General features: G+C 68.4%; 25 protein-coding genes. 8 read left to right on the forward strand and 17 right to left on the reverse strand.

Annotation, left to right across the window (positions count from 1 at the left end):
* Nucleotides 1-123 precede the first annotated feature (123 nt).
* On the forward strand, nucleotides 124-498 hold the full coding sequence (locus tag NA3_RS23860; protein ID WP_062965888.1) for a hypothetical protein: 375 nt from the start codon (nucleotides 124-126) through the stop codon (nucleotides 496-498).
* A 70-nt stretch (nucleotides 499-568) separates the two neighbouring features.
* Here the strand turns inward: NA3_RS23860 and ahcY are convergent, their stop codons facing one another.
* From ahcY to NA3_RS23875, 3 genes are all read right to left on the reverse strand, one after another.
* Complete coding sequence (ahcY, locus tag NA3_RS23865; RefSeq protein WP_062965889.1) at nucleotides 569-2053, reverse strand: adenosylhomocysteinase; 1485 nt, start codon at nucleotides 2051-2053, stop codon at nucleotides 569-571.
* Nucleotides 2054-2194: 141 nt separating this feature from the next.
* Nucleotides 2195-2899, reverse strand: coding sequence for a response regulator (locus tag NA3_RS23870; RefSeq protein ID WP_062965890.1), 705 nt, complete (start codon nucleotides 2897-2899; stop codon nucleotides 2195-2197).
* Nucleotides 2896-4428, reverse strand: a complete 1533-nt coding sequence (locus NA3_RS23875; RefSeq protein WP_062965891.1) for a sensor histidine kinase — start codon at nucleotides 4426-4428, stop codon at nucleotides 2896-2898. Before NA3_RS23875 ends, NA3_RS23870 begins: the two co-directional genes overlap by 4 nt.
* 148 nt (nucleotides 4429-4576) lie before the next feature.
* Between NA3_RS23875 and NA3_RS23880 the strand changes: the two genes are divergently transcribed.
* The gene (locus NA3_RS23880; protein ID WP_062965892.1) at nucleotides 4577-5935 is read left to right on the forward strand and encodes a cation:dicarboxylate symporter family transporter; all 1359 of its coding nucleotides are present in this window, start codon (nucleotides 4577-4579) and stop codon (nucleotides 5933-5935) included.
* 4 nt (nucleotides 5936-5939) lie between these two features.
* Here NA3_RS23880 and NA3_RS23885 read toward each other — a convergent pair whose 3' ends face one another.
* The 8 genes from NA3_RS23885 to cofD form a co-directional block, all read right to left on the reverse strand.
* Nucleotides 5940-7043: an alkane 1-monooxygenase gene (locus tag NA3_RS23885; protein ID WP_062966034.1), complete on the reverse strand. Its 1104-nt coding sequence runs from the start codon at nucleotides 7041-7043 to the stop codon at nucleotides 5940-5942.
* Between the two features lie 357 nt (nucleotides 7044-7400).
* Nucleotides 7401-8030, reverse strand: coding sequence for a TetR/AcrR family transcriptional regulator (locus NA3_RS23890; protein WP_062966035.1), 630 nt, complete (start codon nucleotides 8028-8030; stop codon nucleotides 7401-7403).
* A 42-nt stretch (nucleotides 8031-8072) separates the two neighbouring features.
* Nucleotides 8073-8258, reverse strand: coding sequence for a rubredoxin (locus NA3_RS23895; protein WP_062965893.1), 186 nt, complete (start codon nucleotides 8256-8258; stop codon nucleotides 8073-8075).
* Nucleotides 8255-8422 (reverse strand): rubredoxin, encoded by a 168-nt coding sequence (locus NA3_RS36240; RefSeq protein ID WP_084491818.1) that lies wholly within the window; start codon nucleotides 8420-8422, stop codon nucleotides 8255-8257. Before NA3_RS36240 ends, NA3_RS23895 begins: the two co-directional genes overlap by 4 nt.
* Nucleotides 8423-8630: 208 nt before the next feature.
* Nucleotides 8631-9857 (reverse strand): alkane 1-monooxygenase, encoded by a 1227-nt coding sequence (locus NA3_RS23900; RefSeq protein WP_062965894.1) that lies wholly within the window; start codon nucleotides 9855-9857, stop codon nucleotides 8631-8633.
* 183 nt (nucleotides 9858-10040) lie between these two features.
* Nucleotides 10041-10559 carry an NUDIX hydrolase gene (locus tag NA3_RS23905; protein WP_062965895.1) on the reverse strand — a complete coding sequence of 173 codons (519 nt, stop codon included), beginning with the start codon at nucleotides 10557-10559 and terminating at the stop codon, nucleotides 10041-10043.
* Nucleotides 10556-11914 carry a coenzyme F420-0:L-glutamate ligase gene (locus NA3_RS23910; protein WP_062965896.1) on the reverse strand — a complete coding sequence of 453 codons (1359 nt, stop codon included), beginning with the start codon at nucleotides 11912-11914 and terminating at the stop codon, nucleotides 10556-10558. Before NA3_RS23910 ends, NA3_RS23905 begins: the two co-directional genes overlap by 4 nt.
* Nucleotides 11911-12924, reverse strand: a complete 1014-nt coding sequence (gene cofD, locus NA3_RS23915) for a 2-phospho-L-lactate transferase (RefSeq protein WP_227995540.1) — start codon at nucleotides 12922-12924, stop codon at nucleotides 11911-11913. The genes NA3_RS23910 and cofD overlap by 4 nt, the downstream gene beginning before the upstream one ends.
* 576 nt (nucleotides 12925-13500) lie before the next feature.
* Between cofD and NA3_RS23920 the strand changes: the two genes are divergently transcribed.
* Complete coding sequence (locus NA3_RS23920; protein WP_036504657.1) at nucleotides 13501-13734, forward strand: WhiB family transcriptional regulator; 234 nt, start codon at nucleotides 13501-13503, stop codon at nucleotides 13732-13734.
* A gap of 251 nt (nucleotides 13735-13985) precedes the next feature.
* Here NA3_RS23920 and NA3_RS23925 read toward each other — a convergent pair whose 3' ends face one another.
* A complete protein-coding gene (locus NA3_RS23925) occupies nucleotides 13986-14462 on the reverse strand; it encodes a metallopeptidase family protein (RefSeq protein ID WP_167331878.1) in 477 nt (158 codons plus the stop codon).
* 150 nt (nucleotides 14463-14612) lie between these two features.
* Between NA3_RS23925 and NA3_RS23930 the strand changes: the two genes are divergently transcribed.
* The 5 genes from NA3_RS23930 (at nucleotide 14613) to NA3_RS23950 (ending at nucleotide 20000) form a co-directional block, all read left to right on the forward strand.
* Nucleotides 14613-15002, forward strand: coding sequence for a DUF3499 domain-containing protein (locus tag NA3_RS23930; RefSeq protein WP_030515004.1), 390 nt, complete (start codon nucleotides 14613-14615; stop codon nucleotides 15000-15002).
* 75 nt (nucleotides 15003-15077) lie between these two features.
* A complete protein-coding gene (locus NA3_RS23935) occupies nucleotides 15078-16460 on the forward strand; it encodes a phosphomannomutase/phosphoglucomutase (RefSeq protein WP_062965897.1) in 1383 nt (460 codons plus the stop codon).
* Between the two features lie 92 nt (nucleotides 16461-16552).
* The gene (locus NA3_RS23940; protein ID WP_062965898.1) at nucleotides 16553-17752 is read left to right on the forward strand and encodes an amino acid adenylation domain-containing protein; all 1200 of its coding nucleotides are present in this window, start codon (nucleotides 16553-16555) and stop codon (nucleotides 17750-17752) included.
* Complete coding sequence (gene manA, locus NA3_RS23945) at nucleotides 17752-18987, forward strand: mannose-6-phosphate isomerase, class I (RefSeq protein ID WP_062965899.1); 1236 nt, start codon at nucleotides 17752-17754, stop codon at nucleotides 18985-18987. The genes NA3_RS23940 and manA overlap by 1 nt, the downstream gene beginning before the upstream one ends.
* A 92-nt stretch (nucleotides 18988-19079) precedes the next feature.
* Nucleotides 19080-20000: a cation diffusion facilitator family transporter gene (locus NA3_RS23950; RefSeq protein WP_062965900.1), complete on the forward strand. Its 921-nt coding sequence runs from the start codon at nucleotides 19080-19082 to the stop codon at nucleotides 19998-20000.
* A gap of 67 nt (nucleotides 20001-20067) precedes the next feature.
* On the opposite strand, the gene NA3_RS23955 is transcribed toward NA3_RS23950, so the two are convergent.
* From NA3_RS23955 to rfbD, 5 genes are all read right to left on the reverse strand, one after another.
* Nucleotides 20068-21519: a phytoene desaturase family protein gene (locus NA3_RS23955; RefSeq protein ID WP_062966037.1), complete on the reverse strand. Its 1452-nt coding sequence runs from the start codon at nucleotides 21517-21519 to the stop codon at nucleotides 20068-20070.
* 41 nt (nucleotides 21520-21560) lie between these two features.
* Nucleotides 21561-22133, reverse strand: a complete 573-nt coding sequence (locus NA3_RS23960; RefSeq protein ID WP_062965901.1) for a TetR/AcrR family transcriptional regulator — start codon at nucleotides 22131-22133, stop codon at nucleotides 21561-21563.
* Between the two features lie 67 nt (nucleotides 22134-22200).
* The gene (gene manB, locus NA3_RS23965) at nucleotides 22201-23301 is read right to left on the reverse strand and encodes a mannose-1-phosphate guanylyltransferase (RefSeq protein WP_030514996.1); all 1101 of its coding nucleotides are present in this window, start codon (nucleotides 23299-23301) and stop codon (nucleotides 22201-22203) included.
* A gap of 33 nt (nucleotides 23302-23334) precedes the next feature.
* Nucleotides 23335-24246 (reverse strand): glycosyltransferase family 2 protein, encoded by a 912-nt coding sequence (locus tag NA3_RS23970; RefSeq protein WP_062965902.1) that lies wholly within the window; start codon nucleotides 24244-24246, stop codon nucleotides 23335-23337.
* A 128-nt stretch (nucleotides 24247-24374) separates the two neighbouring features.
* On the reverse strand, nucleotides 24375-25238 hold the full coding sequence (gene rfbD / locus NA3_RS23975; protein WP_062965903.1) for a dTDP-4-dehydrorhamnose reductase: 864 nt from the start codon (nucleotides 25236-25238) through the stop codon (nucleotides 24375-24377).
* Nucleotides 25239-25525 lie beyond the last annotated feature (287 nt).

Raw genomic sequence — 25525 nt, forward strand, 5'->3', positions numbered from 1 at the left:
ACCCGCGCGCGTTATCGGAAACGTCGATGTTTCACAAGATGGTACTTTTGGGGGCATCACACCGGATAACGGCCGCGACGCCGCACGGGATCAAGGAAGCGTCCCGAAAACAGGAAGGCGCCCATGCTCATCTCTCGTGTATTACAGACCGCCGCAGCGACTCTCGCGATCACCGCAGGCCTCGCCGCCGGTGTCGCGGCGGCCGCACCGCTGCCGCTCGAGCCGGCCGCCCCGGTCGCGGGCACCTCCGGAAGCGCCGATTCGGCCACCGACGGCGGCGCCGGCAGCAGCCTCATCGACCTGGTGAAACTGCTCGGCGACATCAGCCACGGATGCACCCCGGGCACCGTCTGCGCCGCCGCGACGACAGCCCGGACGCCGGAGGCGAACACCGCGATCGCCGACACGCCGCTCGGGTCCGGCTCGGCGAGCGGTTCGAACCAGCCGGGCTCGGTGCTGTGCTGGCTGCTGCATCCCAGCCCGGCCTGCCAGCTCTGAGCAGGGCCCCGCAGGCACGAACGATGTCCCGCCGGGCTCGAAAGCACCGGCGGGACAACCGATTCCGAACTCAGTACCGGTAGTGCTCCGGCTTGAACGGGCCCTCGACGTCCACGCCGATGTACTCGGCCTGGTCCTTGGTCAGCTTGGTGAGGGTGCCGCCCAGTGCCTCGACGTGGATGCGGGCGACCTTCTCGTCGAGCACCTTCGGCAGGCGATAGACCTCGTTGTCGTACTGCTCCGGCTTGGTCCACAGCTCGATCTGGGCGATGACCTGGTTGGAGAAGCTGTTGCTCATCACGAACGAGGGGTGGCCGGTGGCGTTGCCCAGGTTCAGCAGCCGGCCCTCGGACAGCACGATGATCGACTTGCCGGTATCACCGAAGGTCCACAGGTCGACCTGAGGTTTGATGTTCAGCTTGGTGGCCCCGGAGTTCTCCAGCGCCGCCATGTCGATTTCGTTGTCGAAGTGACCGATATTGCCCAGGATCGCCTGATCCTTCATCGCCTTCATGTGGTCCAGGCCGATGATGTCCTTGTTACCGGTCGAGGTGATCACGATGTCGGCATCGGCGATCGCCTGCTCGACCGTGACGACGTCGAAGCCGTCCATCAGCGCCTGCAGCGCGTTGATCGGGTCGATCTCGGTGACCTGCACGCGCGCGCCCTGGCCGGCCATCGACTCCGCGCAGCCCTTGCCCACATCGCCGTAACCGCAGATCAGCACCTTCTTACCGCCGATCAGCACATCGGTGCCGCGGTTGATGCCGTCGATGAGGGAATGGCGGGTGCCGTACTTGTTGTCGAACTTGGACTTGGTGACCGAGTCGTTGACGTTGATCGCCGGGAAGGTCAGCTCACCGGCGGCGGCGAACTGGTACAGCCGCAGCACGCCGGTGGTGGTCTCCTCGGTGACACCCTGCACCGATTCGGCGATCGCGGTCCACTTGCCCGCGTCGGCGGCCAGGCTCGCGCGCAGCAGGTTGAGGAACACCTTGTATTCGGTGGAATGGGACTCGTCCTCGGGCGGGACCACCCCGGCCTTCTCGAACTGGGCGCCGCGCAGCACCAGCATGGTGGCGTCACCACCGTCGTCGAGGATCATGTTGGCGGGCTCGCCCGGCCAGGTGAGCATCTGCTCGGCCGCCCACCAGTACTCCTCCAGGGTCTCCCCCTTCCAGGCGAAGACCGGGGTGCCCTTGGGCTCGTCGACGGTGCCGTGCGGGCCCACCACGACCGCGGCGGCGGCGTGATCCTGGGTGGAGAAGATGTTGCACGAGGCCCAGCGCACCTGCGCACCCAGTTCGACCAGGGTCTCGATCAGCACCGCGGTCTGGACCGTCATGTGCAGCGAACCGGAGATGCGCGCCCCCTTCAGCGGCTGCACCTCCGCGTACTCGCGGCGCAGCGCCATCAGACCGGGCATCTCGTGTTCGGCCAGTCGAATCTCCTTGCGGCCGAACTCGGCCAGCGACAGATCCGCCACCTTGTAGTCGATGCCGTTGCGGACATCGGGAGTCAGCTTCGTCTGAGCGGAAAGTTCTGAGGTCGTCATGCGCCTGGATCAGCCTCTCGGTGGATGTCGGTTCGACAACTCAGGCTAGTCGCTCGCGCGCGTTCGGTGTACGCCGACGGGGTGCGGCTGCCGAGCCGGAGAGAATTCCGGTCCCGGCCGCGTCGGTGCCCGCCCGGCACATCACCGGCGCCAGACGTATCGGACCTGGGGACGCCCGGCGCGGCCGTAGTCCGATCGGCGCTCCACCACGCCGTCGGTGGCCAGCTGTTCCAGATAGCGCCATGCCGTGACCCGCGAAACCCCCACGGCGCGGCCGGTTTCGGTCGCCGACAGCCCGTCGGGCGCCTCGCGCACCGCCCGGGAGATCTCCTGGAGTGTCTGCGGCGCAATACCTTTCGGCGCGGCCGCCTTCGGATCGGTGGTGCGCAGCGCGCTCAATGCCCGATCGATGTCGTATTGGGTCAGCGTCGCATCGCCGGGCGGCAGCGCGGCCCGGAACTCCAGGTAGCGCTCGAGTTTGTCCCGGAAGGCCGCGAATGTGAAGGGTTTCAGCAGATACAGCGCTATTCCGTGGGCGACCGCGGCTCGCACCATTTCGAGGTCGCGCGCCGAGGTGATGGCGATGACATCGGGCCGCGGGGTCAACCGGGCCAGGGCGGCGGTCACCTCGAGCCCGCCGATATCCGGCAGTCCCAGATCCATCAGCACCAGATCGATGGGAGTTCCGGCGGCGGCGGCCTGCGTGGCCGTCCGGATGGCGTCGCGGCCGGTGGCGGCCACACCCACGGGCTCGAATCCCGCCACCCGCGCGACATACGAGTGATGCGCCTCGGCGATGCGCGGTTCGTCCTCCACGATCAGCACCCGGATCGGCCGGCTCGTCATCGCACCGGAATCCTCACCACGACAGCCGATTCCGGGCTCCGCTCGGCCCGCAGCGTGCCACCGTACCTGTTCACCAGCCGCCAGACCAGCGCCAGGCCGAGTCCGTGATGTTCGGCCTTGGTCGTATACCCCCGCTCCATCGCCCGGGCGAAGGTCTCCTCCGACATTCCCGGGCCGCTGTCGGCGACCCGGACCACCAGCGCCGATGCCTCCGAGCGGACCGTCACCTCGACCCACGCGTCGGGATCCTGCGCCACCGCGTCCACCGCGTTGTCGACGAGATTCCCCACCAGGGTGACCATTTCCTGCGGGGTCAACGGGGCGACGGATTCCAGCGCGGTGTCATCGGCGACGGTCAGCTCCACTCCGCGCTCGATGGCCCGGTCGACCTTGCCCAGCAGCAATGCCACCAGGACCGGCTCGTGGACCGCATCGGTCAGGCGGTCGATCAGCGCCTGGGACAGCCGCAGCTCGGCCGTCGCGAAATCGACGGCGCCGGCGACGTTGCCCAGCTCGACCATCGTGATCACCGCATGCAACCGATTGGCCGCCTCGTGCGCCTGCGCCCGCAGCGATTCGGCCAGACCGCGCGCGGAGTCCAATTCACCCATGATGTCGCGTAATTCGGTGTGGTCACGGATGGTGAGGACGGTGCCGAGGCGCCGACCCGCCCAGGAGACGACGTCCTGATTGACCACCAGCACACGAGCTGCCGTCACGTGCATCTCGTCGCGGATCACGGTCGCGTCGAGGCGCCGCAGCGACACCGGCAGATCGGCGCGTCGCACCGGGCCGTCCGGCAGTTCGAGCAGGCGTCTGGCCTGGTCGTTGACCACCGCCGCCGTCTCGTCGTCGCGGTCGAACACGATCAGCCCCTCGTGCACGGAGTGCAGCACGGCATCGTGATGTTCGTAGAGCGTCCGTAGGTCGGCCGGACCCAGTCCCTGCGTCTGGCGCAGCAGCCGGCGTCGCAGCAGGAGCGCGCCCAGAACGGCCAGCAGCAGACCGGCGCCGGCCGCCCCGAGGATCAGCGGCAGCTGCGCGCTCACCTGATCGCCGATGCGGGCCCTGGTCACGCCCGCCGAGACCAGCGCGACGACCCGGCCGGTGTCGTCGACGACGGGTGTGACCGCCCGGATCGACGGGCCCAGCGATCCGGTATAGGTCTCGGTGAACGTCTCACCGGACAGCGCCCGATCGATGTTTCCACTGAACGGCTGCCCGATCCGGCTGACATCGGTATGGGTGTAGCGGGTGCGGTCGGGGGCCATCACCACGATGAAATCCACCCCGGTCCGCTGCCGGATCCGTTCGGTCACCGGTTGGAGCACGGCCGTGGGATCGGGCGTGCGCACCGCGGCGGCCGTGGCGGGTGCCTGCGCGAGGGCCACCGCGATGCCGGTCACCCGCCGAGCCGTCGCATCGTCCTGTTCGCGCCGCACCTCCCACACCGCCAGCGCCGATCCGACCGCGATCACCACCACCAGGACCGCCAGCTGCACCACGAAGACCTGGCCGGCCAGGGTCATACCCCGCGCGCCCCCGGCGGTCCGGCCTCTCGCCCGCAACGGTCCTCCCGTGAACGAAACGTACGTAATGGTGACCGAGGTCACGGTCACCCCCATCATCACAGTACGAACCCGAGGGACATATCGGGCAGCACCGGAGGCACATCTCATGAGCGACTCGACACGGACGCACCGTCGCGACCGTACCCATTGGCTCTACCTCGCCGTCATCGTGGCGGTCGTGGCCGGAGTATTCGTCGGCTGGCTGGCGCCCGGATTCGGGAAGTCGGTGGGCGAGCTGGGCACCATGTTCGTCAACCTGATCAAGATGATGATCTCCCCCGTCATCTTCTGCACGATCGTGCTCGGTATCGGCTCGGTGCGGGCGGCAGCGCGGGTCGGCAAGATCGGCGGCCTGTCGATCGGCTACTTCCTGATCATGTCGACGGTGGCTCTGACGATCGGTCTCGTGGTCGGCAATCTGCTGCAGCCGGGCAGCGGCCTGAACGTCCACGAACACGTCGGCGCGGCCGCCGGCTACGTGAAACAGGCCGAAGGCAGCGGGGGCACCTGGCATTTCCTGGAGAGCATCATCCCGACATCGCTGCTCTCGTCGCTCACCGCGGGCAGCGTGCTGCAGACCCTGTTCGTGGCGCTGCTGGTCGGCTTCGCCGTTCAGGCGATGGGTAAGCAGGGCGAACCGATCCTGCGCGCGGTGGGACTGGCACAGAAGCTGGTGTTCAAGATCCTGACCATGATCCTGTGGCTGGCGCCCATCGGCGCCTTCGGCGCGATCGCGAACGTGGTGGCGGCCACCGGACTGGATGCGGTGAAACAGCTTGCGGCACTGATGCTCGCGTTCTATCTGACCTGCCTGGTCTTCGTCTTCGGCGTACTGGGTGCGCTGCTGCGGGTGAGTTCGGGCGTATCGATCGTCAAGCTGGTGCGCTATCTGGCCCGCGAATATCTCCTGATCTTCTCCACCTCGTCGTCGGAGTCGGCGCTGCCGCGGCTGATCGCGAAGATGGAACACCTCGGGGTCGAACGCTCGACCGTGGGCATCGTGGTGCCGACCGGATATTCGTTCAACCTCGACGGCACCGCGATCTACCTGACGATGTCCTCGCTGTTCATCGCCGACGCGATGGGTAAGCCGCTGTCGCTAGGGCAGCAGATCGGCCTGCTGGTGTTCATGATCGTCGCCTCCAAGGGCGCGGCCGGGGTCACCGGCGCGGGCCTGGCCACCCTGGCCGGCGGGTTGCAGAGCCATCGCCCGGATCTGATCGACGGTGTGGGGCTGATCGTCGGGATCGACCGGTTCATGTCCGAAGCCCGCGCCATCACCAACTTCTCCGGCAACGCCGTCGCCACCGTCCTCGTGGGCACCTGGACCAAGACCATCGACGAGGCGCGCGTGCGCGCCGTGCTCGATCGCGAGCTCCCCTTCGACGAGACGACGATGGTCGACGGCGAACCTGCCGAAGCACCCGCGACTCCCGCCGAACGGACCGACCTGGTCCCCGCCTGAACCGCTATCCGGCGAGCCGGTAGACGGCCAGGGTGCGCTCCCGCTTGCGCGGCGCGATGTTGGCTCTGCCGAGATCGCCCGCGTAGTGGGCGGCGACCTTCGGATCCATCACCCGTCGCCACAGCGGCGGGACGGCGGCCAGCAGGATCATCGTCGCGTAGCCCGCCGGAAGTTGCGGAGCCTCCTGGGTGCTGCGCAGGGTTTGATAACGGCGGCCCGGATTGGCGTGGTGGTCGCTGTGGCGCTGCAGATGGAACAGGAAGATGTTGGTGACCAGCCGATCGGAGTTCCAGCTGTCGGCCGGCGAGCAGCGCGCCCAGCGGCCACCGGGCAGGCGGCGGCGCAACAACCCGTAGTGCTCGACGTAGTTCACGGTTTCCAGCAGCCCGAATCCGATCACGGCCTGCAGCAGCAGATACGGGAGCATGCCGACACCGAACGCCGCCAGCAGCGCGCCGTAGAGCACCACCGTCAGCGACCACGCCTGCAGGATGTTGTTGCGCACGTTCCACCAGCCGAGGCCCTTGCGGTGCAGCCGATCTCGTTCCAGCCGAATCGCCGAGCGCAGTCCGCCGAAGATGCTGCGCGGCAAGAACATCCACAGCGATTCACCCAGCCGGGCACTGGCCGGATCGTCCGGGGTGGCCACCCGCGCGTGGTGGCCCTTGTTGTGTTCGACGTAGAAATGCCCGTATCCGGACTGCGCCAGTGCGAGTTTGGCCAGCCACCGCTCCAGCCGTTCCACCCGGTGCCCCAGCTCGTGTGCGGCGTTGATGCCGATACCGCTGACGAACCCGAGCGTCGCCGCCAGCCCCAGTTTGTCCACCACGTCGAGTTCGTCACCCGACCACATATAGGCCGCGATCACCAATCCGGCCAGCTGGATGGGCAGGAACAGATAGGTGCACCACCGGTAGTAGCGGTCGTGGGAGAGCCGCTCGTAGTCCTCGTCGCGCGGATTGGTGCCGTCCTCGCCGACGAACCAGTCCAGGACCGGTATCACGATCAGCACGATGATCGGCCCGATCCACCAGAACGCTTCGATGCCGGTCCGGGCGACCAGCTGGGAAGGGAGCAATGCGCAGCCTGGGGCGATCAATCCCAACATCCACAGATGCTTCTTGGGATCAGCCGAACCCGAGCGTTTGCCGACCGTTTGCACTCATTGCCCCACTAGAACGAATCTGGACTCCTGCCAGGTAAATATGTAGCGGCTCCGAGGCCGTTACGCCCGGTTCAAACCCCCAAAGTGGTAACCGTTACACAGGGGGACCCGAAGTCACAGACAGCGCGGGCCGGAACCGGGTGCTCCGCACCGCATGAGCAACCCTTGTTTTCGTGGCGAGCGCCCAGGTCAGCACCTATGCAGACCACTCGGACAGGCCGGAGAAGGCCGGCACGGCTGTCGTTCAGCACCCCGATCGGCGCCCGGCCGAATCGTTATCCGCCACAGGACGATTTCGGGCTACGGGCCGCCGGTCCGGTCCCGCGCGGCGAGAATCGCCTCCACATACGGCGACAGCAACCTGCTCAGCTCCTCCGGCGCGTCGCGGTGCACTGCGGCGGGGGTCGGGATGTAGCTGATAGCGATGCGCACCAGGGCGTGTGCGAGCACATCCGCCTCCGCCGCCGACGCCCCCACCCAGCTGTTTTCGAATGCCGCGCCCAAGCGCCGGGCGGCATGTTCGATGAGCGGCCCGGCGTCGAGAGTGATCAACCGCAGCAGATCCAGCTTGGCCTCGCCGACCACCAGCGACTGCACCAGCGGATCGGCCGCACTGTCGAGGATGAAATTTGCCAGACCTTCGCGGAACGCCGCCCGCGCATCCCCCACGTTGTCCTCGATGGCCGTTCCGACATGGTCCACCAGCTGGTCGGCCAGCCGCAGCGCATAGGCCTGCGCCAGCCCCGTCCGGGAGCCGAATTCGTTGTACAGGGTCTGGCGGCTCACCCCCGCGCGGGTCGCGACGTCGCCGAGGGTGATCTTGGCCCAGTCCCGCTCGATCAGCAGTTCCCGCATCGCATCGAGGACCGATGTGCGCAGCAGAGTGCGCGCCGCCTCCTGATACGGGACCCGGGATCCGTTACGCGGCATACCCGCGACGGTGTCACGGGTCGATTCCGCAGTCAAAACGACTCACGAACGTTCGATCTCGACCATGAAGAAGTCGGCCTTGGCCGCGCCGCAGTCGGGACATGTCCAATCGTCCGGAATGTCCTCCCAGCGCGTCCCCGGCACAATACCTTCGTCCGGCCAGCCCTGCTCCTCGTCGTATTCGAAGCCGCACTGGATGCACTGAAAAATCCGATAGGGCCGACTCACCCTGCCGCCTCCTCGAAATCGATCTTCTCCCGCACCCCGCAGTCCGGGCAGCACCAGTCGTCCGGCACCGACTCCCACGGGGTGCCCGCCGGAAACCCTTCCCGCGGAGCGCCTTTCGCCTCGTCGTAGACGTAATCACAGACAGGGCAACGAAAAGCCCCCATCACCGTGCCTCCTGTGTCGTGCGGGACACCCGCACCCGTTCGGCACGGCGAGCCGCTGCGCGATTGTCGCTCACCGTGTCTCGTGTCATGCGGGACACCCCCACCCAGTCGACACGGCGAGCCGCTGCGCGATTGTCGCTCACCGTGTCTCGTGTCATGCGGGACACCCCCACCCGGTCGACACGGCGAGCCGCTGCGCGATTGTCGCTCACCGTGTCTCCTGGTAACGCGCGAGGATCTTGTCCCGCTTGCTCGGCTGGACGTTCGCCAGCGTGAGATCGCCGTCGTAGTGGGCCAGCACGCGTTTGTCCATCACGCGCCGCCACAGCGGCGGGAAGTAGGCGAGCATGATCATGCTGGCGTAGCCGCTCGGCAGATTCGGCGCTCCGTCCCAACTGCGCAAGGTCTGGTAGCGCCGGGTCGGGTAGGCGTGGTGATCGCTGTGCCGCTGCAGGTGGTACAGGAAGATGTTGGTGACGAGATGGTCGCTGTTCCAGCTGTGCCGCGGTGTCGGCCGCTCGTACCGGCCGCGGGTCGTGCGCTGCCGCAGCAGGCCGTAGTGCTCCAGATAGTTGACCGCCTCCAGCAGACTGAAGCCGACCACCGCCTGCAGCACCAGATACGGCAGGACCTCGAGGCCGAAGCCGGCCACCAGCGCCACGTACAGCACCAGCGACATAGCCCACGCGCTGAGCACATCGTTGTGCAGGCTCCACGGCCGCTTCCCGAGCCGTTCCAGCCGGGTCCGCTCGAGGCCCCACGCGGAGCGCAGACTGCCCCACACAGTCCGCGGCCAGAACGCCCAGAACGTCTCGCCCACACGGGAACTCGCGGGGTCCTCCGGCGTGGCCACCCGCACATGATGGCCACGGTTGTGCTCGATGTAGAAGTGGCCGTAGAAGGTCTGGGCCAGCGCGATCCGCGACAGCCAGCGCTCCAGATGCACCTTCTTGTGCCCGAGTTCGTGGGCGGTGTTGATCCCGATTCCACCCACCATTCCGACCGTCAGGGCGAGGCCGATCTTGTCCACGACGGTCAGCCCGCCGTCGATACCCAGCCAGCTCAGGTTGTCCGCGGTGATCAGGTAGCACGCCATGACCAGCGTGGCGTACTGGAACGGCAGATAGATATAGGTGAGGTAGCGGTAGTACCGGTCGTTCTCCAGATACTCCATGACCTCGTCCGGCGGATTCTCCCCGTCCGCCCCGAAGAACAGGTCGGCGGCGGGAATGACCAGATAGATCAGGATCGGGCCGAGCCAGAACGGCACCTTCGCGAGGGTGTGCCAGCCCAGTTCGTTGAGTCCCCAGATCAGCGGTAGGCCGATGATGAACAGCCCGGTCGGGGCGAACAAGCCCCACAACCACATATAGCGCTTGCGGTCACGCCATCCCGAGTCGAGCAGGCCGTCGGCGGTTCCGGCTTCGGTCGACATCGTCGTCTCCATTCGATACAGGTTCCACATCTACTGTGATGTGGGTAACCATTACCGTGGACAATATGCCGACACCTGTCCGGCGTCTAGACATTTTTGCCATTTTGTAAACGCGTTGTGACCGCAGAACGGCCGGGCGGAACGGGCTGCGATCGGCGACCCGTCCCGCCGGGCACAGCGGGATCAGCGCAACAGCACGTCCGAATCAGCGGGCAGTGCGTCGACCGGCCACCAGCGCAGATCCGTCGACTCGGCACTTCGCACCGGCACCGCGCCCCGAGGTGCCCGGATCTTGAACAGCAGATCCAGATGGCGGGTGGGCACCCCCAGTGAGCAGGTGATCGGATGGGCCTGCGCACCGTACAGGCCGGGTTCGACCTCCAGCCCGGCGATCCCGGACTCCTCGGTCGCCTCCCGCAACGCGGCGTCGACGACGGTCTCGTCACCCGGCTCGCAGTGACCGCCCAGCTGGATCCACCGGCCGACCCGCGGGTGCAGCGTCAGCAGCACCTCGCGCTCGTCGTGGGAGAACACCACCGCCGAAGCGGTGATGTGCCCGGGTGCGTGTTCGCGCAGGCAGCCGCGTGGCGCCGACCCCAGGAATGCCAGCATCGCCTCCCGCACGGATTGCTCCGGATGCGTGGCGGGCTGCCAGTTCTCGAGCAGCTCGGTAGCCGAGGCATGCAGCGACTCGGTACTCACAACTCGACCAGACCCGTTCCCGCCTCGCGCGGCGGACGCGGCGACAGCTCCTCCTCGGGATAGCCGATCGCTATGGCGCCCAACGGATTCCAGTCCGGCGCCAGCCCCAGCACCTCACGGGTCACCTCGGGCGCGAAGATGGTCGAGCCGATCCAGCAGCTGCCGACCCCACGCGTGGCCAGACCGACCAGCAATCCCTGCACGGCCGCGCCCACCGCGACGGTGAACATGGTCGACTCGGCGGCACGGCGGCGCTCGTCCGGATAGTCGTGTGCGCCGTCGGGGACACAGAACGGAATGATCACCTCGGGTGCGTCGAACAGGATCCGGCCGCGGGCGACTCGACGCTCCACCCGCTCGGGATCGAGACCGTCGCCACCGAGGTCGTTGCGCCACTGCTCCGCCATCGAATCCAGCAGACGCGCGCGCAGCTCCGGCTGCCGCACCCAGACGAATCGCACCGGCCGGGTGTGATGCGGCGCCGGCGCGGTGAGCGCGTCGCCGACCGCGGCGCGGATCAGCTCGGGATCGACAGGGGCGTCGGCGAAGGTCCGCACCGAGCGGCGCAGCAGCAGCGCTTCCCGGCCGCCCCGCTCGATCGCCTCGGCGGTCCCGAGCCAGAACAGATCCTCCTCGCCCCCGCGCAGCAGATCCTTGGCGGTGGATCCGTCGTCGTGCGGAGTCAGCCCGCGCACGACCGCGACCGGCACCCCGCCCAGCTTGCCCTTCGCGAGATCTGCTGCGGCAGCGAGTTCGTCGGCCACCGCCACCTGGGTGACCTGCAGCTCGTTACCCTGCCCGTCGACCGCGCCGGCGTAGTCGTGTACGACGCGCAGGCCGGCGGCGCCGATCGCGGCGTCGGTCTGGCCGATGCGCCAGGCGCGGCCCATGGTGTCGGTGATCACCACCGCGACGTCGACGCCGAGGCGTTGTGCCAGCGCCGCCCGCAACGCCTTCGCGCTGGCGTCGGGATCGGTTGGCAGCAGGACCAATTCGCCCTGTTCGACATTCGAGCCGTCGACGCCCGAGGCGGCCTGCACGATGCCGATCCGATTCTCGGTGATGAGGGTGCGCCCCTTGCGCGCCAGCACCCGCACCGCCTCGGCATCGACCAGTTTCCGCCGCACCGCGTCGCGCTCGTCGGGATCCCCCGGCGCGTCGACGATGCGCCCCTCGGCCTTGGCGACGATCTTGCTCGTCACGACCAGCACATCCCCGTCGACGAGCCAAGGTGCCTGAGCCGCAATATGTTCCGCGACATCGTCGCCCGGCCGGAATTCCGGCAGCCCCGGCACCGGGATGATCCTGATCTCCCCGCCGGGCGCGTGATCGGTGTTTCGCCCCTGATCGCTCATGCCGGCACCCCCGCGATGTCGAGCGCTTCTCGCACCATCGCGGCGGTGGCGGCGGGGTCGGTCATCAGCAGGGGCACGCTGCGCACCTCCACACCCGGTACGTCGGCCTCGTCGGTCGAGTGGATCAGCCAGCCGTCGAGAATGCCGGTATCCGACCGAGCGCCGAAGTGCCGTCCGACGGCCTCGGCCGAAGTTTCCACGCCGATCACCTCGAGGCATTCATCAGCCATGCCGCGCAAGGGTTTTCCCCCGATGACGGGCGATAAACCGATGACTTTGGCGGAGGTGGTCCGCAGCGCGCCCCGGATACCCGGCACGGCGAGGATCGCACCGATGCTCACCACGGGGTTCGAGGGTGCCAGCAGCACCACATCAGCACCCTCTATGATTTCCGTCACACCAGGGGCGGGTTTGGCTTGATCCGCCCCGATTGTGACGAATCCATGGGTCTCGACGTTTGCTCGGTACCGTACCCACCACTCCTGGAAATGAATCGCGCGGCGTTCGCCAGGGTTGTCGGGGTCACTGATCACAACATGCGTTTCACACCGATCGTCGCTCGCCGGGAGAAGTTTCACACCGGGCTGCCAGCGATTGCACAGCGCTTCGGTAACCGCCGAGAGCGGGTATCCCGCGCGCAGCATTTCACTGCGCACCAGATGCGTCGCGATATCGCGATCTCCGAGTCCGAACCAATCCGGTTGCGCGTGGTATTTCGCCAGTTCCTCCTTGGCGTGCCAGGTTTCCCCCACCCGGCCCCAGCCGCGTTCCGTGTCGATACCCCCACCCAGCGTGTACATGCAGGTGTCCAGGTCGGGACAGATGCGTAAACCGTGCATCCAGACGTCGTCGCCGACGTTCACCAGCGCCGTTACATCCGCGTCCGGCAGCAGTTCCCGCACACCTTGTAAGAAGCGCGCGCCGCCGACTCCACCGACCAACACCGCAATGCGCGGTTTACGATCAATCCGCTCGATCTCGGCCGCGATGTCCGCTTGTTCTCCAGTCACATCCGCACAGCCTATGCGGTGCCCGGAAGCGGGTGTTCGAGAGCGTATTTGCTGGTCATTTGCTACTTCGGGGTTACCAAACCGCGCCGAAGGCGGCCTCGGATAGTAACGGAATTGTGTCGGCAGCTTGACCATCGGCGCGTCCGGCGTGTCTAATCACAGACATGTCATTCCGGGTCCGCGCGAGAGCCTTTGGCGCAGACCGCGTTTCGAACGCATGTTCGCATCGGAACGACAAGCTCGGGGATGTCCGCGGGACTACGTCGCGGTGTGGGACCGTCGGTGGGCACGTCCGGTCCGACGGAAAAATCATTCTGCGCTAACACACAGTGAGGAGGCGGAGCGATGGCCGAGGAGCTGGCCCCGTCGGGCATTCCGGGCGGTGTATCGCAAACCGATTCCACAGCATGCGCAGCACCAAGCGACTGCGCTGACAGCCGGAACGACGAACGAGAGGGGGGCAGCACGGTGAACGACGAATCGCTCAGCAGAACTCCGCAGGGAGGGCAATGGGCGCGCACTCAGCGCAAACCCGAACCACCGCAGCTGAGTCTCATCGTCACCGACTTCGATGCGATGTTCGACACCATCGAAGAACAGTGGCAGGAACGGGCGCTGTGCGCCCAAACCGATCCGGAAGCCTTCTTCCCCGAAAAAGGCGGCTCCACAAGGGAAGCCAAACGGATCTGCTTGGGCTGCGAGGTCCGCGACGAGTGCCTGGAGTACGCACTCGCCCACGACGAGCGGTTCGGTATCTGGGGCGGTCTGTCCGAACGCGAACGCCGCCGCCTCAAGCGCGGCATCAGCTGAGCGAGCCGCCTCTCCGGGCCTCTGCGGACGAGTGAGAGCCGCTCGGGTCGTGTTGCGGGCCGGCGGTTGTGGGCCTGGCCGGGTTGTGGGCGTGCCCGGCACGTTCCCCAGGTGCTCGCGAAATATGTTGTCCGGGTTCCCCGTTCGCCTCGCTTCGCTTCGGCGGAGCGGGGCGGGAACGGGGGCGACAGTGATCGCGTCGTCCGGTTCTCGTTTCCGTGACGAACGGGTCGACGGGCCGCTCTCTGGGCCTACTCCCCTGTCGGGTCGATGATCTCCGGGTCTACGCCCAGATAGGTGGCTATCTGCTGGACCAGGACTTCACGCAAAAGGTCCAGGAGGTCTTCCGGGTCGTGGGCGCGGAGTTCGAGGGGTTTGCGGAACAGGACCACTCGGGCTCGGGTGGCTACGTTGTGGCGGTCGACGCCCGCCGGGATCAGGCGGGACAGCGGGACCGGGCCGTCGGCGACCACCTCGTCGGGCCAGGTGACCGAATCCGGGTGCAGCGGACGGATCTTGGGGACGTCGTCGACCGCGATGTCGAGTTTGGTCAGGCGATCGTGCCAGCGGGCGTCCAGCGGGGCGAACGCCTCCAGTACCAGGCGGTCGAACTGCTGGCCGCGAGTGCGGCGCGCGGGCGCCGACGGCGGCAGCATCGGTCCGCGCACACCGCGCCCGCGGCGAACCACCGAACGGGTCGTCACCGGCCGCCTCTTCGATCGGGTCATACCTTGCGACAGTAGTCACCGCGCCGGCGGCGCGGCCACGTGCTCTCCCCGGAGCCGGAGCCCTCGCGCGCCCCGAAGTGGGCGGGCACCGGCCCGCGTGTCTGTCTGCGACACACGGCGTGGGGGGTTAGTCTGCTGGATGTGATTCCCATGCGTCGTTGCTGCCGCCCAGGCTGCAAGAATCCGGCCGTCGCGACGCTCACGTATGTCTACTCGGACTCCACCGCAGTCGTCGGCCCCCTCGCCACCGTCGCCGAACCGCACTCCTGGGATCTGTGCGAAACCCACGGCTCCCGCATCACCGCCCCCAAGGGCTGGGAACTGGTCCGGCACGAAGGTGGATTCTCCTCCAGCACACCGGACGACGACGACCTGACCGCACTGGCCGAGGCCGTCCGCGAAGCCGGTATGCGCCGGCGCGCGCCGGAACCCGAACAGCGCGGCTACAGCGATTACTCCCCGCCCCCGGCGCGACCCCAGCGGCCCGGCCGCACCGGCCGCCGCGGCCATCTGCGCGTGCTGCCCGATCCCCCGAACTGAGCCCGCGCCACCCGCGCCACACGCGCGACCGGCCTGAAGCCCGGACCGGCCTGCGGCCCTATTAGGGTGTTGGTCATGACAGTCGCCCGGTCTGCCGAGTCCGTTCACGCAGTTGTCAAGGCATACGACGTTCGCGGGGTTGTCGGAGAGCAGATCGACGCGGAATTCGTCCGCGACGTCGGCGCGGCCTTCGCCCGGCTGATGCGCACCGACACCACCCCCGCCACGCGCATCGTCATCGGTCACGATATGCGCGACTCCTCCCCGGAACTGGCCGCCTCCTTCGCCGACGGCGTTCTCGATCAGGGGCTCGACGTGGTCCACATCGGGCTCGCCTCCACCGACGAGCTCTACTTCGCCTCCGGCCATCTGCAATGCCCCGGGGCGATGTTCACCGCCAGCCACAACCCCGCCCGCTACAACGGCATCAAGCTGTGCCGGGCCAACGCGCTGCCGGTGGGTCAGGAGACCGGGCTCGCGACCATCACCGAGGAGCTCGTCGAGGGCGTGCCGGCCGGACCGGGCACCCGCGGCACCGCCACCGAGCAGAACCTGCTCGAGGCCTATGCCGAATTCCTGCGCGGCCTGGTCGATCTCGGCACGATCCGGCCGTTGAAGGTCGCCGTGGACGCCGGTAACGGGATGGGCGGCTACACGGTCCCCGCCGTACTCGGTGCGGTGCCGCAACTGACCATCGCCCCGCTCTACTTCGAACTCGACGGGTCGTTCCCCAATCACGAGGCGAACCCGCTGGATCCGAAGAACCTGGTGGACCTGCAGAAATACGTCCGCGAGACCGGCGCCGACATCGGCCTGGCGTTCGACGGTGACGCCGACCGCTGCTTCGTCGTCGACGAGCGTGGCGAACCGGTCTCCCCCTCCGCGATCACCGCACTGGTCGCGGAACGCGAACTGGCGAAAGAGCCGGGCGCCACGATCATTCACAACCTGATCACCTCCCAGGCCGTGCCCGAACTGGTCACCGAACTCGGCGGCACGCCGGTCCGCACCCGCGTCGGCCATTCCTTCATCAAGCAGCAGATGGCCTCGACCGGCGCGATCTTCGGCGGCGAGCACTCCGCGCACTACTACTTCCGCGACTTCTGGGGTGCCGACTCCGGTATGCTGGCCGCTCTGCACGTGCTGGCTGCCCTCGGTGAGAAGGACCGGCCGATGTCGGAGCTCGCGTCCTCGTATGCGACGTACGCGGCCTCCGGGGAGATCAACTCCACAGTGGCGGATGCGCAGGAGCGAACGCTGGCGGTGGTCACCGCATTCGAAGGGCGCGCGCAATCGGTGGATCGGCTCGACGGCGTGACCGTGCGGCTGCCCGGACAGGCGTGGTTCAATCTGCGCGCATCCAACACCGAGCCGTTGTTGCGACTCAACGTCGAGGCCCGTTCGCAGGAGGAAGTAGACGCACTCGTAACCGAGATTCTGAGCATCGTGCGCGGCTGACTGGAATAGTGGAATCACAGGGCTTGGATTCGCCCGGGGACAACGACATCCCCCGGCGTGGTGACCCGATTGAGGGGAGGTGGCAACGCCCGATGATCGCAGGGACACCCGTACTCGACCTCGATGACGTCGCCTCGTTGGAGGCTGCGGATTCCGGGGGAATTTTGCGTTCGGCCGCCTCCGGGGGCGCCCAGGTGCGTGCCACCGCGGCCGCCGTCGCCGAGAACGCGCTCAGCCGGCTCGACGGGCTGCGGCCACGAAGTCTGGTGCTGGTCTCCGGCACCGGCCGCGCGGCCCGTGCGGCCACTCTGCTGCAGGCCGCATTCGGCGACCGCGCGGGGCTGCCCATCATCAGCGCCACCACGATTCCGCAGTGGGTCGGTTCGCTGGATGTGGTGGTCGTCGCCGGTGACGACTCGGCCGATCCGCGACTGACCGGCGCTGTCGACCGGGCACTGCGCCGCGGCGCCGAAGTCGTGGTCGCCGCGCCCGACGAGGGCCCGATGCGGGCCGCGGCCGCCGGCCGCGCGGCCATGCTGCCGCCGCGGGTCCGGGTGCTGGACCACAACCGGATTCTGCGATTCGTCGCCGTCGGGATCGCGGTGCTGCAGGCCATCGATCCGACGCACATCGGACCGCTCGTGCCGAACCTCGACGAACTCGCCGACGCGCTCGACGCCGAGGCCCTGCGCGACGGCCCGCACCACGAGGTCTTCCACAACCCCGCCAAAACCCTCGCCGCGCGAATGCGGGAACGGCGGCTGGTGCTCACCGGTGACTCGCCCGCCGCCGCGGTGGTGGCCGAGCACGGCGCCGAGGTGCTGCTGCAGACCGCGGGACAGATCGCGGCCGCCGTCGACCTCACCGAGGCCGTGGCCGCGAACGCGCGGCTGATCGAATCCGCGGAGACGACCGCACCCGGCTACGATCCGCTTTTCCACGACGAGCAACTGGACGGGCCGGCGCCGGTCGATCGGGCCCGGGTGTTCGTGGTGAGCGCCGACGGAGACCAGGTCGCGGCCCGGCGCCGGCTGGCCGTCTTCGGCGCGGGCGCGGGCATCGTCGACGCCGATCTGGTGAACGTCGATGTCGAGCTGATGCGCACCGAGGCGAGTGTGCCGCGCGATACCGGTGCGGGCGAACCCCAGGCACCGGCGGCCGGGCGCGGCAGCGAACTCGAACAACTGGCGGTGCTGGTGCTGCGGCTGGAAATGGCCGCCGCCTATCTGCGTCTGCTCGGCGGCCCCCCAGCCGCGAGCCGTCCCGCCCACTACGACGGGGGCCACTACTAGTGCACGAACTCGTTGGTGCGTTGCGCTCCTATGCCTGGGGATCTCGCACCGCACTCGCTCAGCTGTGCGGTCGGGAGGTCCCCTCCCCCCATCCCGAGGCCGAATTGTGGTTCGGCGCCCACCCCGCCGACCCGGCGAAGGTCCTCGCCGACGGCGCCAGCCGCTCGCTGCTGGAACTGCTCGAGGCCGAGCCGAGCCGGGAGTTGGGTGCAGTCGCGCCGGCATTCGGCGGGCGCCTGCCGTTCCTGCTGAAGATCCTGGCCGCCGAGGAACCGCTGTCACTGCAGGCACATCCCAGCGCCGATCAGGCCCGCTACGGATTCGAACGGGAGAATCACTCGCGCGTGCCGCTGGATTCCCCCATGCGCAACTACCGCGACGACTCCCACAAACCCGAACTGGTGGTGGCGCTCGGCCGTTTCGAGGCGCTGGCCGGCTTCCGCGACCCGCTGCGCACCGTCGACCTGCTGAACTCGCTGGCGGTTCCGGAACTGGTGCAGTACACCGAACTGCTTGCCGCCCAGCCGGATTCGGGCGGTCTGCGCACCCTGTTCACCACCTGGATCACCCTGCCGCAGGCCATGCTGGCCACCCTGCTGCCGAAGGTGCTCGACGGATGTGTCCGCTATCTCAAACAGGTCGACCCACTCGAACCCCCGAGACAGGCCAAGGAATTCGCGGCCGAGGCGCGCACCACACTGGAACTGGCCGAGGCGTATCCCGGTGATGCCGGGGTACTGGCGGCGCTGCTGCTGAACCGGTTGACCCTCGAACCCGGACAGGGACTGTTCCTGGCCGCCGGCAGTTTGCACGCCTACCTGCGCGGCATGGGCGTCGAGATCATGGCCAATTCGGACAATGTGCTGCGCGGTGGGCTCACTCCCAAGCACGTCGACGTGCCCGAACTGCTGCGGGTGCTGGATTTCGAACCGCTGCGCACGCCGATCATCGACCCCGAACCGGTCGATGAGAACTCGTTCCGGTATGCCACCCCCGCACCGGAATTCGCGCTGCGGCGCTTCGAATTGACCGAGGACGCCGCGGCGGTCGACATTCCGCGCGTCGGGCCGGGCATCATGCTGGTGACCGCCGGTACCGTACTGCTCTCGCAGGCCGGGAGCGAATTGCCGATCGCCGCCGGCAGCGCGGCGTGGATCTCCGCCAGCGATACCGACATCCGCGCGCGGGCCCTCGGCGGCCCGGCGCAATTGTTCTGCGCCTGCGTGGGCGAGTGACCGCACGGCGGGTTCGGCCGCTTTAGTAGATTGATCGAACAAATCGGACATCTGCCGGCGAGCGCCGGGGACGGAAGGACCGGGGCTGCACCATGTCTGCTGGTGGCGGAAAGAAGGCGATCTTCGCGGCATTGAGCGCGAATGCCGGTATCGCGGTGGCGAAATTCGTCGGCGCCGCGATCACCGGTTCCGGCTCGATGCTGGCCGAGGCCGTGCACTCGGTGGCCGACACCGGTAACCAGGGACTGCTGCTGCTCGGGCAGAAGCGTGCCGAGCAGGAGGCCGACGACCTGCATCCGTTCGGCTACGGGCGCAACCGTTACTTCTACTCCTTCGTCGTGGCGCTGGTGCTGTTCTCCCTCGGCTCGATGTACGCCATCTACGAGGGTGTGCACAAGATCCAGCATCCGGAGGAACTGACCTCGCCCGTGGTCGCGATCGTGATACTGGCCCTCGCGGCCGCGCTGGAGGGCTACAGCTTCGCGACCGCGATGCGGGAATCCGCACCGTTGCGCGAGGGGGCGAGCTGGTGGCGGTTCATCCGCAATTCGCGGAGCCCGGAACTTCCGGTCGTGCTGCTCGAGGACACCGGCGCGCTGATCGGCCTGCTGATCGCGCTGGCCGCCGTAATCCTGACCGTGGTGACCGACAACGCGATCTGGGACGGTATCGGCACCCTCGGCATCGGCGTGCTGCTCGGTGTCATCGCGGTCGTGCTGATCGTGGAGATGAAGAGCCTGCTGATCGGTGAGGGCGCGACGCCCGCGCAGGACGCGGCGATCCGCGCCAATCTGGTCGACGGCGAACGCATCGACCGGGTCATCCACCTGCGCACCGAATACCTCGGCCCCGAGGAGATGCTCGTCGCGGCGAAAGTGTCGATCGTGCCCGGACTCGAGATCGCCGATATCGCCACCGCGATCGACGACGCCGAAGCCCGGGTGCGGGCCGCCGTTCCCGCCGCGCGAGTCATGTACATCGAACCGGATCTGTACCGCACCCAGCCGGTGTAAACCCGGCGGCGGATGCCCGACGACCGGAACCACCGGCCAGATCCGGGGGCGATGCGCGGGTTCCGGCTCAGGACGGCGCGCCGAGCAGCACGGCCGGGTCGATCCGGATGCCGAACTGCTCGCGCAGCGCACGAGTCGCCGCGTGCATGCCGCACATGCCGTGCACACCGGGACCGGGCGGGGTCGCGGCGGAACACAGGTATACCCCGGGAAGCGGTGTGGCATAAGGGTTCCAGCGCGGCGTCGGGCGGAAGATCGTCTGCGCCGACGTCATCGCGCCTGCCGCGATATCGCCGCCGACGTAGTTGGCGTTGTGCGCGGACATGTGTGCTGCCGGGCACACGTGGGTGGCCAGGATCAGATCACGGAAGCCGGGGGCGAAGCGTTCGAGTTGCGCGACGACTTCGGAACTCACGTCGCGGCCGGACCCGTGGGGTACATGGGCATAGGCGTAGAGCGTGTGGTTGTCGCCGGGAGCCCGGGACGAATCGACCACGCCCGGCTGGATCACCAGGACGTACGGCCGCTCGGCGTGGCGCCCCGACGCGACGCGACGTTCGACGGCCATCGCCTCGGCTCGCGTGCCGACGACGTGCACGGTGCCCGCGGCCGCCAGCTCCGGCGCCTGCCACGGCACCGGGCCCGACAGGGCGAAATCCACCTTGCAGGCCGCGCCGCCGAATCGATAGCGCTGCAACCGGTTTCGATATGCCGTGGGAACCCGCGCGATCCGGAGCAGTTCCGTCGGCGCGGTATCGAGCAGAACCGATCGCACGCCGGCGAATTCGTCCAGTGAATCGACGCGGTGGCCGGCGTGGACGCGCCCGCCGTGCCGCTCCAGATCGGCGATCAGCGCATCGACGATGACCTGTGAGCCGCCGCGCGGAATCGGCCAGCCGCCCACATGGCCGAGGGTGCCCAGCAGCAGCGCCACACCGGCCGCCGAGAACTGCCGCGGCGGCATGATGGCGTGCGCACTCACCCCGGTGAACAGTGCTGCCGCGCGCTCCTCGCGAAAACGCAGGTCCCACATCGGCGATGCCTGCTCGAGCAGTCGGCGGCCGAACCGCACCGCGGTCAGCGGATCACGGGGAATACGGCGCAAATCCGACATCCCCAGCTCCACCACCGCCTCCCACTGTCGCACCAGCGGGGCGAACAGGCGCCGCCACGTCGCACCGTCGCGGCCCAGAGCCTCGACCGTGCGATCCAGATCTCGCCAGGCCGACGCGGCCACCCCGTCGTCGAGCGGATGTCCGTAGGAGATCTCGGGAGTCAGCAGGTCGACGCCGTGCGCGCCGAGATCGAAGGCGCGGAAGAACGGGGAGGCCAGCGCCATCGGATGCGCGCCCGCGCACACGTCGTGGTGATATCCGGGCAGGGTGAGCTCGGCGGTACGGCAGCCCCCACCGGCATGATCCGCGGCTTCGAACACCTCCACCGCGAGCCCCGCGCGGGCCAGCAACACCGCCGCGGCCAGACCGTTGGGCCCGGAGCCGACCACCACCGCATCCGCCATGATCACCACTGTAGGGCCCGAAAACCAAGGGGCTCAGCGCATCAACTCCGGGTGGCCCAGTGGATGAGCACGCGCATGCGCTGTTCCCACAGGTCCGGGCGGAGGCGATGACTTCGGTCCAGCGCCGCCATACCGTGCAGCGTGCTCCAGAACACCTCGGTGTATTCCCCGGTCTCGGCTTCGGGGACCAGCGGCCGGAACAGCCGCTCGAGTTCCTCGAAGCAGTCGCGCAGGGTCTGCGGTGCGTCGGGACCGAAGGGCAGTTCGGTGTCCAGGACGAACATGGCGTCGTAGAGGGCGGCGTTCTCCGCCGCGAAACTCAGATAGGCGCGGGCGACGGCCTCCATCGCGGCATCGGGGCCGTCGGCCTGCTCGCGGGCAGCGCGGAGCACATCCCGCAACCGGCCGATGCCCTCCTCGGCCACGGCCGAGACGATTGCCCGTTTTCCCGAGAAGTGGCTGTAGAGCACGGGCTGGCTGTATTCGATGCGCTCGGCGAGCCGGCGTACGGTCACCGCATCCCAGCCGTCGGATTCGGCCAGTTCACGCGCACTGTCGATGATCGCCTGCCGGCGCTGGGCACGTTCGCGTTCCTTGCGTTCCTGAACCGTCATATCGAAATTCTAGCAACGCTAGACAAGGTAGCGATTGCCGCGCCGCAACCACCGACGATCGCCGGAACTAGACGTCGGTGGAGAAGCGGATCCCGCCGTCGGGCAGATCCACGCCCGGCCAGATTCGGGCGCCGCGCAGCAGCTCACAGCGGGCGCCGACGCTCGCGCCGTCACCGATCACCGCATCACGGACCAGCGCTCGCGGACCGATGCGCGCGCCGAATCCGATGATCGAACGCTCCACGGTGGCGCCGGCCTCGACCCGGGCGCCGTCGAACAGCACCGCACCGTCGAGTCGCGCACCGGCGCCGACCTCGGCGCCGCGGCCCACGACCGTGCCGCCGATCAGCAGCGCACCCGGCGCGACGCCGGCACCGGGGTGGACCAGCGATTCCCCGCGCTGCCCCGGCAGCGCCGGAGAGGGCGCGATACCCCGCACCAGATCTGCGGATCCGCGCACGAAATCCTCGGGCGTCCCCATATCCCGCCAGTACGAGGCATCGACATGGCCCTGGATGTGGGCGCCCTCGGCCAGCAGCGACGGGAACACCTCGCGCTCGACCGAGACCGGGCGGCCACTCGGGATCTTCTCGATGTATTCGCGGCGGAAGACGTAGCAGCCGGCGTTGATCTGGTCGGTCGGCGGATCCTGGGTCTTCTCCAGGAAGGCGGTGACCCGGCCGGTCTCGTCGGTGGGCACGCAGCCGAAGGCGCGCGGATCACCGACCCGCACCAGATGCAGGGTCACATCGGCACGGGTCGAGGCGTGCGTGTCGAGCACGGCGCCCAGATCGGCGCCGCCGAGGACGTCACCGTTGAAGACCATCACGTTGTCGGCGCGCAGCTTCGGCAGCACGTTGCGAATGCCGCCGCCGGTCCCCAGCGGTTCGGTCTCGGTGACGTATTCGAGGTCGAGGCCGAGTTCGGCGCCGTCGCCGAAATGTTCCTCGAAGACCTCCGCCTTGAACGATGTGCCCAGCACCACATGCGTGATGCCGGCATCGGCGATCCGGGCCAGCAGGTGGTGCAGGAACGGCAGACCGGCGACCGGCAGCATCGGTTTCGGCGCCGACAGCGTCAGCGGGCGCAGCCGGGTGCCCTGGCCACCGACCAGGATCACGGCGTCAGTTGCGGTGTCCACGCCGCTCCCTCCCGAATTGTCCGGCATCAGTCTTCCCCTTTTTCAGGTTCGATCCACGCGTTATCGCTGCGCTTCGCGGTCGCGCTCGCGCAGCGCAGATCGAACCGCAAGTTTGCAGCGAATCGCAAGTCCGGCCCGCAATGCCCAGCGCAGCGGGGCCTGCCACCAGTGCGGATGGCGGTCGGCCTGGAAACGATAGGCGGAGGCGTGGTGGGCGGGCAACATCGTCTCCGGATGCCGCCCGGCCGCGTGCCCCTTGGCGTGGGTGACCTCGGCGGTCGGCACGAAGACGTTGTGCCAGCCGGCCTTGCCCATCCGGTCGCCGAAGTCGACATCCTCCATGTACATGAAGTAGCGGGAGTCGAAGCCCTCGATGCTGTCGAACGCGTCGCGCCGGACCAGCAGGCACGAACCCGACAGCCAGCCGACGGTGCGCTCGGCGATCTCCTCGTTCTCCTGCCGGTAGCGGCGCGTCCACGGGTTACCCGGCCAGACCGTGCCGAGGATCGCGTGGCCGGCACCGTCGAGCAGGCCGGGCACCCGCCGCGCGGAGGGATAGATACTGCCGTCCGGCTCGTGGATCAGCGGCCCGAGCGCCCCCGCCCGTGGCCAGCGCCGCGCGGCGGCCAGCAGTTGATCGATGGAATCGGTGCCCCAGCGCACATCGGGATTCGCGATGACCACGTATTCGATATCCGGATCGAGTTCGGCGACCGCTCGGTTCACCGCGCCGCCGTAGCCGATGTTGCCGCCGGTGCGCAGCAGCGTGACGTGTTCGTTGGACTCCGCGGCCAGCTCGGGAGCGCCGTCGGTCGAGCCGTTGTCGGCGAGGATCACCTGCGGTTTCTCCGCGGTGGCGGTCGCGAGTGTGCTGATGAAGTGGTCGAGATGCTCGCCCGGCGAATAGGTTACGGTGACCACCGCCAGGCGAGGGGTACGGTCCGCGGAAGGGGCTGAATCCGAAGCGCTCACGGAAGGCCAGCCTAATGGGTGGGGGCCGGAGTAGGCACCCGAGCGCAACCACCCACAGGGCCTTATCAGACTGGCGGCCGACGCACCGGCTCACGCTCGCCGGTTCCGGCGGCGGCGAGCAGGGACAATCACGGCTCCGCCCGATCCGACAGGCGTGCCAGCGCATCGGCGAGCGCCGCGCGCCACTCACGCAGCGGCGTGAGGCCGGCCTCGATCCACGCCCGGTTCGACAGCACCGAATACGCCGGGCGCCGTGCGGGACTCGGGAAGTCGGCGGTACCGCAGGGCCGCACCCGCTCGGGATCGGCCCCGAGTTCGGCGAACACCGCCCGTGCCAGCCCGAAGCGACTGACCGCACCCCCGTTGCTCGCGTGCAGCACCCCCGGAACCGGCTGCCGCGCAACGAGTTCCAGCAGACCCCGCGCCAGATCGGGCGCGTAGGTGGGCGATCCGATCTGATCGTCGACCACCGATATCGTCTTGCGTTCGGCCTCGAGCCGGCGCATCGTCGCCACGAAGTCGCCGCGGTCGGCGGTGTAGACCCACGCCGTGCGCACGATCGTGGCCTGCGGATACTCACCAAGCACGGCCTGCTCACCGGCCAGTTTGGTACGGCCGTACACACTTGCCGGGCCGGTGGGATCGTCCGGCTCGTACGGGGCCGAGGCGGTGCCGTCGAAGACGTAATCGGTGGAGATGTGGATCAGGCGCGCATCGGCCACGCGGCACGCGGCGGCGAGGACCGCCGGCCCGGTGACATTGCCCGCGTACGCCGCGTCGTGATCGGATTCGGCGGCGTCGACGGCGGTGTAGGCGGCACAGTTGAGCACCACGTCGCCCGGACGAACGACAGCGCGCACCGCCTCGGCGTCGGTGATGTCGAGATCGGCACGCCCCAGGGCGAGGGCCGCGGGCGCCGCGGCGCGCAACGCGCGGCCGAGCTGTCCGCCGGCGCCGGTGACCACGAGCCGGGGTGGGGAATCAGGACTCACCCGGCAAGTCTGGCACGCCACGCCAACAGCGGTTCAGCGGTACGGGCGCACTGGTTGGATAGCCTCGAATCCGGGAACTCCCCGGTACGCCACCGGTATCGGAGGCGGTGGGCGACGCGGCGGATTCTCGAACGGGGGTCGATCGAGCGTGGAAAAGGAATACGGAGTGCCGCAGAACAGACGTGCGTCGTCGCCGCCCCGCGGCGCCGGAGCACCACTGCCCGGCGGCCGCATCCCGCGAGCTCGCGGTGTTCGCCCGAGTACCAGCCCCGAGGTGAATCGTCCCG

This window comes from Nocardia africana NBRC 100379, assembly GCF_001612635.1.
Lineage (GTDB): Bacteria > Actinomycetota > Actinomycetes > Mycobacteriales > Mycobacteriaceae > Nocardia > Nocardia africana.